The organism is Microbacterium sp. ProA8, assembly GCF_039905635.1.
Classification (GTDB): domain Bacteria; phylum Actinomycetota; class Actinomycetes; order Actinomycetales; family Microbacteriaceae; genus Microbacterium; species Microbacterium chionoecetis.
In genome coordinates, this window is sequence record NZ_CP157000.1 from 3,485,024 (window position 1) to 3,498,292 (window position 13,269).

Annotated in this window: 13 protein-coding genes; 6 read left to right on the forward strand and 7 right to left on the reverse strand. The window is 71.7% G+C overall.

Annotated features, from left to right (window positions below):
- The first annotated feature begins 60 nt into the window (after positions 1 to 60).
- Together ABG085_RS15660 and ABG085_RS15665 are read left to right on the forward strand one after the other, a co-directional pair.
- Positions 61 to 804, forward strand: a complete 744-nt coding sequence (locus ABG085_RS15660) for an SDR family oxidoreductase (protein WP_347976662.1) — start codon at positions 61 to 63, stop codon at positions 802 to 804.
- A 227-nt stretch (positions 805 to 1,031) separates the two neighbouring features.
- A complete protein-coding gene (locus ABG085_RS15665) occupies positions 1,032 to 1,778 on the forward strand; it encodes an NAD(P)H-binding protein (RefSeq protein WP_347976663.1) in 747 nt (248 codons plus the stop codon).
- 24 nt (positions 1,779 to 1,802) lie between these two features.
- On the opposite strand, the gene ABG085_RS15670 is transcribed toward ABG085_RS15665, so the two are convergent.
- The 5 genes from ABG085_RS15670 to ABG085_RS15690 form a co-directional block, all read right to left on the reverse strand.
- Complete coding sequence (locus ABG085_RS15670; protein ID WP_347976664.1) at positions 1,803 to 2,636, reverse strand: aldo/keto reductase; 834 nt, start codon at positions 2,634 to 2,636, stop codon at positions 1,803 to 1,805.
- 70 nt (positions 2,637 to 2,706) lie between these two features.
- Positions 2,707 to 2,952 carry a hypothetical protein gene (locus tag ABG085_RS15675; protein ID WP_347976665.1) on the reverse strand — a complete coding sequence of 82 codons (246 nt, stop codon included), beginning with the start codon at positions 2,950 to 2,952 and terminating at the stop codon, positions 2,707 to 2,709.
- 85 nt (positions 2,953 to 3,037) lie between these two features.
- Positions 3,038 to 3,763, reverse strand: a complete 726-nt coding sequence (locus ABG085_RS15680; RefSeq protein ID WP_347976666.1) for a M23 family metallopeptidase — start codon at positions 3,761 to 3,763, stop codon at positions 3,038 to 3,040.
- Between the two features lie 5 nt (positions 3,764 to 3,768).
- The gene (locus ABG085_RS15685; RefSeq protein ID WP_347976667.1) at positions 3,769 to 4,704 is read right to left on the reverse strand and encodes a phosphotransferase; all 936 of its coding nucleotides are present in this window, start codon (positions 4,702 to 4,704) and stop codon (positions 3,769 to 3,771) included.
- Positions 4,701 to 5,330 carry a TetR family transcriptional regulator C-terminal domain-containing protein gene (locus ABG085_RS15690; protein WP_347976668.1) on the reverse strand — a complete coding sequence of 210 codons (630 nt, stop codon included), beginning with the start codon at positions 5,328 to 5,330 and terminating at the stop codon, positions 4,701 to 4,703. The genes ABG085_RS15685 and ABG085_RS15690 overlap by 4 nt, the downstream gene beginning before the upstream one ends.
- 99 nt (positions 5,331 to 5,429) lie before the next feature.
- Here ABG085_RS15690 and ABG085_RS15695 point away from each other — a divergent pair, with 99 nt between their 5' ends.
- Positions 5,430 to 6,464 carry an agmatine deiminase family protein gene (locus tag ABG085_RS15695; protein WP_347976669.1) on the forward strand — a complete coding sequence of 345 codons (1,035 nt, stop codon included), beginning with the start codon at positions 5,430 to 5,432 and terminating at the stop codon, positions 6,462 to 6,464.
- 124 nt (positions 6,465 to 6,588) lie between these two features.
- The gene (locus ABG085_RS15700; RefSeq protein WP_347976670.1) at positions 6,589 to 8,319 is read left to right on the forward strand and encodes an amidase; all 1,731 of its coding nucleotides are present in this window, start codon (positions 6,589 to 6,591) and stop codon (positions 8,317 to 8,319) included.
- 66 nt (positions 8,320 to 8,385) lie between these two features.
- Here the strand turns inward: ABG085_RS15700 and ABG085_RS15705 are convergent, their stop codons facing one another.
- Positions 8,386 to 9,453: a methyltransferase domain-containing protein gene (locus ABG085_RS15705; protein ID WP_347976671.1), complete on the reverse strand. Its 1,068-nt coding sequence runs from the start codon at positions 9,451 to 9,453 to the stop codon at positions 8,386 to 8,388.
- 129 nt (positions 9,454 to 9,582) lie between these two features.
- Here ABG085_RS15705 and ABG085_RS15710 point away from each other — a divergent pair, with 129 nt between their 5' ends.
- Positions 9,583 to 10,599, forward strand: a complete 1,017-nt coding sequence (locus ABG085_RS15710; RefSeq protein ID WP_347976672.1) for a helix-turn-helix domain-containing protein — start codon at positions 9,583 to 9,585, stop codon at positions 10,597 to 10,599.
- A 41-nt stretch (positions 10,600 to 10,640) separates the two neighbouring features.
- A complete protein-coding gene (locus tag ABG085_RS15715) occupies positions 10,641 to 11,708 on the forward strand; it encodes a C45 family peptidase (protein WP_347976673.1) in 1,068 nt (355 codons plus the stop codon).
- 55 nt (positions 11,709 to 11,763) lie between these two features.
- Here the strand turns inward: ABG085_RS15715 and ABG085_RS15720 are convergent, their stop codons facing one another.
- A complete protein-coding gene (locus ABG085_RS15720; RefSeq protein WP_347976674.1) occupies positions 11,764 to 13,251 on the reverse strand; it encodes an MFS transporter in 1,488 nt (495 codons plus the stop codon).
- Positions 13,252 to 13,269: the final 18 nt, after the last annotated feature.

The following is a 13,269-nucleotide window of genomic DNA, read 5'->3' on the forward strand; positions in this document are numbered from 1 at the left end:
CGCCTGTGGATGAGCGCGGCGAGTGTGCGCATGATGGTGTCCGGGTCGAAGGGAGTGGGCATGAAGGTCGTTGTCGCCGGAGGTACGGGTGTCGTCGGGAGCCGGGTCGTGGAGGCGCTGCGCGCAGACGGGCACGATGCGGTACCGCTGAGCCGACGCACCGGGGTCGACCTCACCGCCGGCGGCGGGCTCGACGCGGCACTGCGCGGGGCCGACGCGGTGGTGGACGCCGCCAACATCACCACGCTGTCGGCGGAAGCGGCGATCCGGTTCTTCGAGACGGCGACGGGCAACCTCGTGGCGGCATCCGCGCGTGCGGGAGTGCCCCACCTGGTGCTGCTGTCGATCGTCGGCATCGACCGGATGCCGTACGACTACTACGCCGGCAAGCTCGCGCAGGAGCGTGTGGTCGAGGCCGCGGACGTTCCATGGACGATCCTGCGGGCGACGCAGTTCCATGAGTTCGCCGGTCAGCTGTTCGACCGGGCGAAGCTGGGTCCCCTGCACGTCGCCCCGCGAGCCCGCGTGCAGCCGATCGCCGCGCGCGATGTCGGCGCGCGCCTCGCGACGCTCGCCGCCGGGGCACCGCAGGGCCGGGTGGCCGATCTGGCCGGGCCGCGCGAGGAGGCGCTCGACGAGATGGTGAAGGCGTACGCGCGTCGCACCGGCCGCCGCGGGTGGATTCCCTCCGCGAGCCTTCCGGGTGCGCAGATGAAGGCGATGCGCGCGGGCCTCGCCCTGCCGGGAAGCGACGCGGTACTTGCGACGCAGACGTTCGCCGACTGGCTGCGCGAGCTCGGCTGAGGCAGGCGTATCCAGGTCGGGGGCGGCGCCCTCTGCCCCTTCGAGGCCGTGCGCTCGCCGTACCGACCCCGTGAGCGGCTCGTGCCCGTACTCTCCCCCGAGCGGGCACGAGCCGCTCGTATCTTCAAGCCCTGATCGGCCTTCTCCCGGGCGGATACGCTGGGCGTGGCACGACCCCCGAGCCAGGTTGAGACTCTGCAGCACGTCGACACGCGCAGGAGGATCCCGTGAGACTCGCCATCGCCGGCGGCACAGGCATGACGGGCGAGCATGTCGCCGCGGTCGGGCGCGAGCGCGGGCACGGGGTCACTGTGCTGTCACGGCGGACCGGCGTGGAGCTCTTGAGCGGCGCCGGCCTGGCGGGCGCGCTCGACGGGGTCGACGCGGTGATCGACGTCACGAACGTCGTGACGGCGAAGCCCGACGTCTCCGTGATGTTCTTCGCCGGGGCCACCAAGAACCTCCTGGCGGCGGAGCGCGCAGCGGGCGTGCCGCACCATCTCGCGCTGACGATCGTGGGGGCGGAGGCCGCCCCCGACGGCTACTACGCGGGCAAGCTCGCGCAGGAGCGGCTGGTGGCCGGCGGCGACATCCCCTGGACGATCCTGCGGACGACGCAGTTCCACGAGTACGCGGCGATGACGTTCCACCGCGTCCACGCGGGCGCGCACGTCGCACCGTCGGGACGCGTGCAGCCGGTCGCGGTGCGGGAGGTGGCCGCGCACCTCGTCGACCTCGCCGAGGGTGACCCTGCCGGCAGGGCGACCGACCTCGGCGGTCCGCGGGAGGAGAGTCTCGCCGACATGGTGCGCCGGTACGCCCACGCGATCGGCTACCGCGGGCCGCTGCCGATCGTGAACACGCCCGGCGCGCTCGGCCGCGCCTTCCGCTCCGGCGCCCTGTTGCCGCGCGCCGGCGCGCTGCGGGGCACGCAGACCTTCACGGAGTGGCTCGACGCCCTTCCCGACGCGTGAGCCGCACGGGAATCGCGCGCGCGGTCACATCTCTTCGTGGGTGAGGGGATCGCCGTCCCACAGCCGCCCGCGCTCGAGCGCGGACACCGCGGCCACCTCGTCGTCGGTGAGCGTGAAGCCGAACACGTCGGCGTTCTCACGCTGACGATCGGGATCGGCCGACTTCGGGATCGGAGTGCTGCCGAGCTGCGTGTGCCAGCGCAGCACGACCTGCGTCGGCGTGACGTCGTGGATGTGGGCCAGCTCGTGGATGATCTGCTCGGTCAGCAGCTCGCTGCGGCGCGCGAGCGGGCTCCAGCTCTCGGTGCGGATGCCGTGCGTCCGGTGGAAGGCGCGCAGCGCCTCCTGCGGGAAGTAGGGGTGCAGCTCCACCTGGTTCACGGCGGGGACGACCCCGGTCTCCTCGATGAGCTCGGTGAGGTGGCCCTCGGTGAAGTTCGAGACGCCGATCGACCGGACGAGGCCCTGCTCGCGCGCCTCGATCATGCCGCGCCAGGTGTCGACGTACCGGCCGACGCTGGGGTTGGGCCAGTGGATCAGCTGGAGATCGATGCGGTCCAGGCCCATCACATCGAGCGATCCCTTGATGCTGTCGATGGCCTGCTGACGGCCGTGGTGCCGCCCAGGGATCTTGGAGGTGACGAGGAGCTTGTCGCGGTCGACTCCGCTGCGGCGGACGGCTTCCCCCACTTCGCGCTCGTTCTCGTAGTTGACGGCGGTGTCGATCAGCCGGTAGCCGTCCTCGATGGCGGCGACGATGGCATCGATGCCCTCCTCGCCGCGCAGGTTGTAGGTGCCGAGTCCGAGTTCCGGAAACCAGGCGCCGTCGTTGAGGATCACGGTGGGGATGGCGTTCATGACTCCATCCTGGCCCTGTGTCGCACCCTGGCGCTGCGGCGGCGTGCCGGCGCGTGACCGGCGCGCGGAGTCACGGGCGGTCGTCCACGTCGAGGGTGCCCTCGGTGGCGGCGCGCTCGTCGGCCTCGGCACTGTCGAGCCGGTCGTCGTCCAGGTCGGGATCGAGTGGCCGGTCGTCGTCACCCTCGAGGATCGGGTCGAGGATGCCGTCGCCGTCGTCGCCGCCGTCGCCGCCGCCGTCGAGTGCGGTGTCGTCGTCGAGCACCGCGTCGTCGTCGTCGCCGATCGGGCCCAGGTACGGGGTGGGGTTGCTCATGGTCTGCTCCCTTCGCTGCCCCGAAAGTACGGCGGTTCGACGTCGGGCGGAGGGGGCTTGCGGCGTGAAGCAGGAGGCGGTATCGCTACGCGGCCGAGCTGCCGCCCGCACCGGCCGCGGTGTCGTCATCGATGGAGCGGATGCGCTCACGAGAACCCGGGATGCCGCGCGCCACGCGCGTCCACGAGCCGTCATCGGCCCGCACGTCGTAGGCGGCGAATGCGCACGCGACGCCCTTCGCATTCATCAGGTCGGCGGAGTCCATGAGCTGGAAGTGCAGGTGCGGCGAGGTCGAGTTGCCGGTGTGACCCACGTTGCCCAGCACGTCGCCCGCCGCGACCCGGTCGCCCACTCGCACCTGCACGCTCCCCGGCCTGAGATGCGCGAAGCCCGCGTACACGTCGCCGGCGCGCAGGATCGCGTGATTGCCGAGGACGGCCGGGATCCTGTCGGGCCGGAAGGTCATGCCGTTCCACACCATGCGCGCGACCTCGCGGAACGGGTTGATCCATCGCCGCTCGCGGACGCCGTCGGAGGCCGCGACCACCTCGGCGTCGAACGGCGCGTGGATCCCCGCGTTCCACGCGTAGCACCCGTCGGTGCGCCCGCCCACGGTGGAGGCGGTGAAGGTCGAGGCGGGGTGGACGTGCACGCCCGGCCGGTCGTCGACCTTGACGAAGTCGAACGCGTAGCGCTGCCCGAGGATGTCGACCCCGTGACTCGGGATCCGGGCGGCCGGCGTCGTGACGGCCATCCAGCCCTCCCCGCGCAGCGGGAACTCCACCACCACCGGGTCATCGAGCTCGCCCACGGCTCTCAACCCTCCCAGCGTTCGCGCACCCAGTCCAGCGTCACGATCGCCTGGTCGCGCTGGAACCTCCGCAGGGTCGGCATGCTCGGCGGATCGGGCCGGAGCGATGAGCCGAGGAACAGCCCGGCGAAGCCCGCGAGCACCCGCGTGGCGGCACCCGCGGCCATGCCGTCGAAGACCGGATGCCGCGAGACGATGCCCTCGATGTCGGCGTCGGGGTCGTAGTACCGGACGTTGATGAGCAGCGACAGCGCGTCGAACCAGGGCACGCCCCGCGCACCCCACGGCCAATCCACGAACACGACGGAGTCGTCCTCGCGCAACAGGATGTTGTCGGCGCGCGTGTCGAAGTGCACGAGCCGGTCGCCCCGGACGTCCGCGACGGCGCGGGCCGCGGCATCCGTCAGCTCCTCGTGGTGTGCGCGGACGAAGTCGTCGATTCCGCGCGGCAGCGGCGGCAGCGTCGAGGTGTCGATGGCCCGCCAGAGGTCCGCGTCGCCCGCGATCGCGTCGGCGAGCTCGGACACGGCGGCGTCGAGCGGCAGCGGCGTCGATCCCATCACGTGCAGGGCGTCCAACACGGCTTCCAGCTCCCGGGGCTGCCAGGGAGTGGACGGATGCCGCGCCTCGACGTCTTCGAGTACCAGCGCTACCCAGTCCTCGTGCTCGACGAAGCCGAGGAGCGCCGGGGCGGGGATCGCCGGCGGCAGCGATGCGGTGACGGCGGCCTCGGCGCGGTGGATGCCGGGCGTATCGGGGTTGACCGAGAGACCGGCGCTCTTGACGAAGGCGCGACGGCCGGACGCCGTGACGACGCGGTCGGCCGACCCCGGCGAGTATCCGCCGGACTGCGAGTGCGCCGCCGCAACCGGCTCACCGAGCACGCCTTCGATCGCCGCGCGGAGCGGAGGAGGGATCTCGTGCCACTGGACGCGGCTCATGCGCCGACCGGCACCGATCCGGGCCGCGCCCCCACGAGCGCCTCGGCGGCGCGGGCCGTGCGTAGAGCGAAGCGCGTCGTGTCGGTGCCGCGCGCCAGCGACTGGGCGTTGAGCCCGTCGATCATGCCGATGAGCTCCCACGCCACCTCGCCGGGCTCGGTCGTCGAGAAGGCGCCGGTGCGGCATCCGTCCGTCACGATGCCCTCGACCAGCGACTGCCAGCGCTGCATCTGCGCGCGCACGGCGAGCGCCAGGGGCTCGTTGCGCCGGGCCATCGCCCAGCCCTCGACCCAGACGACGGTCAGCTCGTCGCGCCCGCCGTCCATCAGCGTGTCGATGAGCGCGCCGAGTCGCCCGGCCGGGTCGGCGATCGTGTCGACGACCTGCTCGACCTCGCGCACCTCCTCCTCGACGAGGTCGGCGTACACCCGGGCGATGAGGTCGTCCATGGACGGCTGGTAGTGCGCGACCAGGCCCGAAGCGACCCCGGCTCGCTCCGCGACGGCGCGGAGGGTGAGCGCGCTGAGGCCGTGCTCACGGGCGATCTCGGTCGCGGCGGCGACTATCTCGGCGGCGCGCTCGGCGGGGGCCTTGCGGGTGCGCGGCCGTGACGATGTGCTTGACATGGTCTCGCCAGCATAGATATCTTCTCTATTGATCGACAGATCAATTACGAACATCGCGACGCCGGACTCCCCGTGAGCCGTGCAGAGATGAGGGCGACGATGGCCTGGAGGATGCCGCACGAGGGCGATCCGCACGAGCGCACGTGGATGGCGTTCCCGAACGACGGGCAGACGCTCGGCGACGACCCCGCCGAGCAGGACCGCTTCTACGCCGCGTGGAGCGCGGTCGCCAACGCCGTCGCGGACTTCGAGCCCGTCACGATGCTCGTCGATCCGTCGAAGTCTGAACGTGCGCGGCGCATGCTCGGCGAGGGCATCGAGATCGTCGAGACGCCCGTGGACGAGTTCTGGTTCCGCGACCACGGGCCGACGTTCGTCGTCGACGACGAACGCCCCGGCATGCTCGGCGCCGTCGACTGGGTGTTCAACGGTTGGGGCGCCCCGGAGTGGGCGTCGTGGACCAAGGCCGCCGAGCACGCGCGCTTCGCGGCCGGACTCGTCGGCGCGGAGCTCGTGAGCTCGCTGCTCGTGAACGAGGGCGGCGGCATCCACGTCGACGGCGAGGGCACGGCGCTCGTCACCGAGACCGTGCAGCTCGACCCTCGCCGCAACCGCTACGCCGACAAGGCACGCGTCGAGGCGGAGCTGCACCGCACGATCGGCGCCACGAAGGTCATCTGGCTGCCGCGGGGCCTGACGCGCGACTACGACGAGCTCGGCACCAACGGCCACGTCGACATCGTCGCCACGATCCCGACGCCCGGCCGTCTCCTGCTGCATGCCCAGCAGAACCCCGAGCACCCCGACTTCGAGGTGTCGCGCACGCTGCGCGCGTTCCTGTCGGAGCAGACGGATGCCGCCGGCCGCGCGTTCGAGATCATCGACCTGCCCGCTCCCGAGACGCTCCGCGACCACGAGGGCTTCGTCGACTACAGCTACGTCAACCACCTCGTCGTGAACGGCGGCGTCATCGCCTGCGGCTTCGGCGAAGAGCGCGCGGACGCGCGGGCACGCGACATCCTCGAGGCGGCCTACCCGGGACGCCGGGCGGTGACGATCGACGCCCGCCCGATCTTCGCGGGCGGTGGCGGCATCCACTGCATCACCCAGCAGCAGCCGGCGGTCGCCCGATGACCCGCGTTGTTCGAGGCGTTTCGTCTCGGTCGCTGGCGCTCCCTCGCTCAACGACCGGGGTTCCCCGGTCGTTGAGCGAGCGAGGAACGAGCGAGACGAAACGCGCCGAGCACGGAGCACACCGATGAGGCGCCGCTTCCCCGTCGTCGAGGCGACGATCGCCGAGCTCCGCTCCGCGCTGGAGTCCGGCGCGGTCACCGCCGTCGAGCTGCTCGACGCCTATTCGGCCCGGATCGACGCCTACGACGCCCCGGGAACCGCGACGGCCCTCAACGCGGTGGTCGTGCGCAATCCCGACGCGCGAGCCGAGGCCGCGGCATCCGATCTCCGTCGCGCCGAAGGACGCACGCTGGGGCCGCTCGACGGCATCCCGTACACGGCGAAGGACTCGTTCCTGGCGAAGGGTCTCACCGTCGCGGCGGGTTCGCCCGCGTTCGCCGACCTCCTCGCCCAGCGCGACGCGTTCTCGATCGAGAGGCTGCGGCAAGCGGGGTGCGTGCTGATCGGGCTGACCAACATGCCGCCGATGGCCAATGGCGGCATGCAGCGCGGCCTGTACGGCCGCGCCGAGAGCCCGTACAACGCCGACTACCTGACCTCGGCGTTCGGGTCGGGATCCTCCAACGGCTCGGGCACCGCCACCGCGGCCTCGTTCGCCGCCTTCGGACTCGGCGAAGAGACGTGGTCGAGCGGCCGCGCCCCGGCGTCGAACAACGCGCTCTGCGCGTACACGCCCTCGCGCGGCGTGATCTCGGTGCGGGGCAACTGGCCGCTCGTGCCGACCATGGACGTCGTCGTGCCGCACACCCGCACGATGGCCGACATGCTCGAGATCCTCGATGTGCTCGTGGCCCACGACCCCGAGACGCGCGGCGACTTCTGGCGCGCGCAGCCCTGGATCCGGATCCCGGATGCCGCGGCCGCGCGTCCCCGCTCGTACCCGTCGCTCGGCTCCGCCGACGCCGCCGGCGCCCGCGCGACGCTCGCCGGCCGGCGCTTCGGCGTGCCGCGGATGTACATCAACGCCGACCCGGATGCCGGCACGAACCCCGGCGGCGGCATCGGCGGACCCACGGGCACCCGTGTCGAGACCCGCGCCTCGGTCGTCGCCCTCTGGGAGACGGCGCGCCGCGACCTCGAGGCCGCGGGCGCCGACGTCGTGGAGGTCGACTTCCCCCTCGTCACGAACTACGAGGGCGACCGTCCCGGTGCGCCGACCATCCTGACGCGCGGGCTCGTGACCCCCGAGTTCCTGCACCGCGAGATCGTCGACCTGTCGGCGTGGGCGTGGGACGACTTCCTGCGGGCGAACGGCGACCCGGCGCTCGATCGCCTCGACGACGTCGATCCCGCCACGATCTTCCCCCACCCGCCCGGCGCGCTCCCCGACCGCTACACCGGGTTCGACGACGACATCGCGACCTATCCGGCGCAGGTGCGGCAGCATCCGTACGCCTCGTTCACTGACATCCCGGAGATCGAAGGCGGGGTGCGCGGCCTCGAAGAGACCCGTCGCCGGGATCTCGACGAGTGGATGTCGGACCTCGGCCTGGATGCCGTGCTCTTTCCCGCGGTCGCCGACGTCGGCCCCGCCGACATGGAAGTCAACCCGGCCTCGGCTGATCTCGGCTGGCGCAACGGCGTGTGGGTCGCCAACGGCAACCTCGCGATCCGTCACCTGGGCGTGCCGACCGTCACGGTGCCGATGGGCACGATGGCCGACATCGGGATGCCGGTGGGCCTGACGATCGCCGGGCGCGCGTACAGCGATCCCGACCTGCTCGCCTGGGCCGCCGCGATCGAAATGCTGCGGCCTCGACGGACCGCGCCGCCGCGCACCCCCGAACTCGACTGACGATGGCGGCGGCCCCCGTGGGGACCGCCGCCATCGGCGTCTTCGTCGAGATCGACGCGGAGTGCCTCAGCGCTTCGCCTCGATGATGAGGTTGAACGGCGTCTCAGCGACCACGCGGACCCGTGAGAATCCGGCTTCGTTGAGGACTTCCGTCAGCCGCTTCGGTCCCGCCTGCGCGCCGAGCACGAGCTCGCCGCCGTCCGCGATCGCGTGCGCGGTGCAGATCATGCTCGATGCCGCGTAGTACGTCTGCCCGACGATGTGGAAGTTGTCCTCCAACCGGTCGGCCGCGTTCGGCTCCACCAGCAGCAGGGTGCCGTCGGACGTCAGCGCGTCCGACGCGTGCCGCAGCACGCCGACGGGATCGCCCATGTCGTGCAGCGCGTCGAAGAAGCAGATCAACCCGAATCCGCGGGCGTCGTACTCCTTCGCGCTCGCGCGCTCGAACACGGCTCGCTCTCCCAGGCCCGCTTCGCGGGCGTTGCGCCGCGCCTCCGAGATCGACGGCGCGTGGGTGTCGAATCCGTGGAACCGCGAGTTCGGGAACGCCTCCGCCATGAGCACGGTGGTGTGACCGTGGCCCACGCCGACGTCGGCGACGGCGATGCCGCGCTCGAGCGCCGCCACGACGCCGTCCAGCGCGGGCAGCCACTGCGACACCAGGCTCGCACGGTAGCCGTTGCGGTAGAACGCCGCGGTGCCGTGGGCGAGACGCGGATCGTGGTCACCCCACGCGATGCCCTCGCCGGTGCGGAAGGCGTGCAGCGCCTTCGCCTCGTCGCTCCACATCGCCGCCGGCGTGTTCCAGGCGGGCGGCAGGTAGACGGGGCTGTTCTCGTCCGCCAGCACGAGGGCCTGCTCGGGGGTCAGCGCGAAGGTGCCGTTGTCGGCGTCGTACGCGACATATCCGGCCGCGGCCTGCGCAGACGCCCAGTCGCGTACATAGCGCTCGGCGCACTGCGTGCGCTCCGCCAGCTGTGCGGAGGTGAGCGGGCCGGCCTCGGCGAGCGCCTGGTAGAGGCCGAGGCGTGCGCCCAGGCTCACCATCACTCCGAGGTAGCCGGCGCCGAGGTGGTCCACGGCGCGGAGCACGAAGGCGTTCAGCGCGGTCTCATCGACGGTGGTGGTCGTCATGTCATCGGTTCCTGTCTGTTCGATCGACGGTGTGATTCCATGCTCGGGATGCGGGGCCGCCGCGTTCAGAGGCATCCCGACCCTCGTTCGGTCCATTCGTGCCACGATGTGGTGCGAGGAGGCCGTGGGATGCCCGCACGCACGCTCGACGTGAGCATCGTCGCGCTGCCCGACACCGGGGTCGCGACGCTGTTCGGTGTGCTCGACGTGCTCAACTCGTTCGACCTCATGGGCATCGGCGATGCTGCCGCGCCCGCGCCGTTCCGGGCGCGGATCGTCGGCGCCGCGGCAGGCCCGCTCATGGGAGTGAGCGGCGTGCCGGTGCCGGTGTCGGAGGCCGTGGGCGAGATCGCCTCGACCGACATCGTCATCGTGCCCTCGGTCGTGCTCGGCGCGGGCGGCTGGGAGAGCGGCCGCTATCCCGAGCTCGTCGAGTGGGCGGCGCGCATGCACGGGCAGGGTGCGCTGCTGTGCTCGGCCTGCTCGGGGATCTTCCTCCTCGCCGAGACCGGCCGGTTCGACGACCACGACGTGACGGTGCACTACGACTACGCGCCGCAGCTGCGCGCGGTGCACCCCGAGGTGCGCGTGCACCCCGAGCGAGCCCTCCTGGTGACCGGGACGCGAGACGAGCTGGTGACCTCCGGGGCGTCGACGACATGGCACGACCTGGTGCTCTACCTCACCGGCCGCTTCGCCGGCGCGGCCGTCGCCCAGGAGACGGCCCGCATGTTCGCCCTTCAATGGCACCAGGACGGCCTCGCCCCGTACATGGTCTTCGAGGGGCGCACCGACCACGGCGACGCCGTCGTGGCCGACGCACAGGATTGGCTGCGCACCCACTTCTCGGTCGCGGCACCGGTCGAGCAGCTCGTGGTGCGCTCAGGGCTCGCCGAGCGCACCTTCAAGCGCCGCTTCACGGAGGCGACCGGTGTGAGCCCGTTGTCGTACGTGCAGCGGATCCGCGTGGAGGAGGCCAAGCGCCGTCTCGAGCAGACCGAGGACTCGGTCGAAGCGATCGGCTGGCACGTAGGCTACGAAGACCCCGCGTTCTTCCGCCGCCTGTTCAAGCGGGTCACCGGCGTTCCGCCGGGGGTCTACCGCAAGCGGTTCCGCGTGCCCGTCATCACTGCCGACACCCGCTGAACACCCGGCGCCGGCCGAGCGCGATCACTCCAGGAGCCTCGATGCAGCTTCGCACCGCCATGTCGACCTCGCGCGATCCGGTCGCGCGCGGCCGCGAGCTGGGCACGGAGTTCGCGCCGCAGTTCGCGCGGACGCAGGCCCTCTACCTGGACCACTTCGACGAACTGGGGATCAGGGCGGAGGTGGTGCGCGGCATCGCCGAACGCAGCCGGGCCGCCCTCGCCGCATGGGCGCCGGGCCTCGCAGCGGAGGCCGACGCGATCGCCGACGCCGCGCAGGTCGAGCGCTGGCGCGTGGCGGCCGTGGGCGCACGCACCGAGATCCTGGCCGCGGCACCCCAAGCCGTCAGCGAGTGCTCGACGGCCGTCCACGTCGGGCCCGGCCAGGCGGCCGAGTCGATCCAGACCTGGGATTGGCACGACTTCCTGGTGCCGGAAGGTCTGCTGTGGGAGTTCCCGTCAGCGGCGGGCCTCGACGTGAAGCTGTTCACGGAGTTCGGCACGGCCGCGAAGATCGGGGTCAACAGCGCCGGGCTGGGGCTGCACTTCAACATCCTGTCCCACGTGTCCGACTCGGATGCCGGAGGCGTTCCGGTCCATGCGATCGCGCGGCGCGTCCTCGAAGAAGCGCGTTCGATCGACGATGCGCGTCGCGTCGCGGCGAGCGCGACGGTGAGCGCCTCCACGGTGCTGACCGTCTTCGAGACCGGTCCCGCCGGCTCTCGCGCCGCCTCGCTCGAACTCTCCCCGGCCGGGGTCGGCGTCGTCGATCCCGAGGCGGACGGCTGGCTGCTCCACACGAACCACTTCCTGGACCCGGAGCTGTGCGGTGGCGACACCATCCCCGCTGACTCCACCACGCGGGAGCGCTTCGCGCACCTCGATGCCGTGCGCAGTGCGCTCGCCGGCCTGAGTCCCGCCGCGCGCGCCGTCGCCGCCTGCGGCGGGCAAGGCGCCGACGCGGACATCTGCATGACCCCCGACCCTGCGCTGCCGCGCGTGGAGCAGTGGGCGACCCTGCTCACGATCGCTGTCGACACCGAGGCCTTCGCCCTCGACGTCTTCCCCGGCCGCCCCGACGAGGCGGCCGCAGGCCTCACCCGCTTCTGACCCGGGCTCGGGGCGAGCCTCCGGCGTGGAGGGCCCGGCCCGGCAGCGGGGAAGGTCAGCGCAGGCCGGAGCGCAGGTCGTCCCGGGCGGGGCTGATCGCGGCGCTCGCGTCAGGTTCGTCGGAGGCGGCGGCCGCGGCATGCGTCCCCTCGCCATCGTCGGTGTGCAGTGACGGGGGCGCCGCGGCATACGCGTCGGACAGCTCACGGTAGGGCTTCGAGAAGAAGGCCAGCAGCACGACGAGCAGCAGCACCAGGCTCGCGCCGACGAAGGCGAGCGCCATGCCGCGAGCCTCGCCGTCGCCGAGGAGCCAGCCGAAGGTGTCCTGCCCCTGCGGCGACTCCATGTACGGGATGAGCCAGAACTGGGCGATCGGTCCGATCAGGAACGCCGAGACCGGCGCGGCGGCGGACTCCACGCTCGCGGCGAAGCCGAAGACGCGTCCCTGCTTCTCATACGGCACGACGCGCTGCACGATCGTCTGCTCGGAGGCCTCGGCGATCGGCATGAGCGCCATGAAGATCAGGATGCCGAGGGCGTACAGCCACCACCACTCGCGGATGGCGAAGGTCATGCCGAGCAGCGCGATGCCGATGTTGACCAGCAGCAAGGTGCGCACCGGGTTCTTGCCGAGTCCGAACTTGGCCACCAGCGCCCCGCCGATGATGAAGCCGAAGCTGGTCACACCGAGCACGATGCCCCACGCCTCGACCGAGAACAGCGTCAGCCCGTACGGGTCCATGAGGGCCATGAAGACGCCGCCGACGAGGTTGTTGAACGTCGCGAACAGGATGAGCGCGAGCAGCCCCGGCACCGCCATCACCGCGGGGATCACGCCGCGGAAGCTGAAGCCCGCAGGCGCCACGCCCTCCACGTGGACGACGCCCCGCTCGGGGATGGGCACGAACAGCAGGTGCACCAGCGCGACGCCGGTGGCGGCGATGGCGATGGCGACCGTCCAGCCCATGCCGAGCAGACCGATCGACAGGCCGGAGAAGACGCTCGTCACCATGAACGCGATGCCCTGCACCGCGCCCACCAGGCCATTCGCGCGATCGCGGCGCTCTGCGGGCACGAGCAGGGTGACCGTCGTCGACAGCGCGATGTTGCGGAGGTTCTCGACGACCCCGCCCACGAGGATGACGCCGGCGAACGCCCAGAACCAGGGTCCGGTCCAGTCGAGCAGCGCGCTCTCGGGGATGGTCAGGAAGATGAAGCCCGCGAGCAGATAGGCGACCGTGGTCACGATGCTCGACAGCAGCATGACGGCCTTCTTCTTCATGCGGTCGACGATCACGCCGAACACCACGCCGAACACGGCGACGAGCAGCATGTACGAGCCGCCGATGATGGCCGTGGCGAGCACCGACTGCGTTTCGAGATACACCCAGAACGTCAGGGCGAACCACAGGAAGCTGCTGGTCACGTTCGCGAGGGCCGTGTTGACGAGCACCTGGTAGAACGCGCGCAGCGTCCGCGTGTCAGGCTGCGGCTGGAGCGGCTCTGCGGGTCCGGCGGGTCCGGCGGGGCTCGGCTGACTCATGGTGCTTCCTTCGGCGTG

Coding starts and splice junctions, on each gene's coding strand:
- ABG085_RS15660 (WP_347976662.1), top strand. CDS start 61: ATGAAGGTCGTTGTCGCCGGAGGTACGGGTGTCGTCGGGAGCCGGGTC.
- ABG085_RS15670 (WP_347976664.1), bottom strand. CDS start 2,636: ATGAACGCCATCCCCACCGTGATCCTCAACGACGGCGCCTGGTTTCCG.
- ABG085_RS15675 (WP_347976665.1), bottom strand. CDS start 2,952: ATGAGCAACCCCACCCCGTACCTGGGCCCGATCGGCGACGACGACGAC.
- ABG085_RS15685 (WP_347976667.1), bottom strand. CDS start 4,704: ATGAGCCGCGTCCAGTGGCACGAGATCCCTCCTCCGCTCCGCGCGGCG.
- ABG085_RS15690 (WP_347976668.1), bottom strand. CDS start 5,330: ATGTCAAGCACATCGTCACGGCCGCGCACCCGCAAGGCCCCCGCCGAG.
- ABG085_RS15695 (WP_347976669.1), top strand. CDS start 5,430: ATGGCCTGGAGGATGCCGCACGAGGGCGATCCGCACGAGCGCACGTGG.
- ABG085_RS15700 (WP_347976670.1), top strand. CDS start 6,589: ATGAGGCGCCGCTTCCCCGTCGTCGAGGCGACGATCGCCGAGCTCCGC.
- ABG085_RS15705 (WP_347976671.1), bottom strand. CDS start 9,453: ATGACGACCACCACCGTCGATGAGACCGCGCTGAACGCCTTCGTGCTC.
- ABG085_RS15710 (WP_347976672.1), top strand. CDS start 9,583: ATGCCCGCACGCACGCTCGACGTGAGCATCGTCGCGCTGCCCGACACC.
- ABG085_RS15715 (WP_347976673.1), top strand. CDS start 10,641: ATGCAGCTTCGCACCGCCATGTCGACCTCGCGCGATCCGGTCGCGCGC.
- ABG085_RS15720 (WP_347976674.1), bottom strand. CDS start 13,251: ATGAGTCAGCCGAGCCCCGCCGGACCCGCCGGACCCGCAGAGCCGCTC.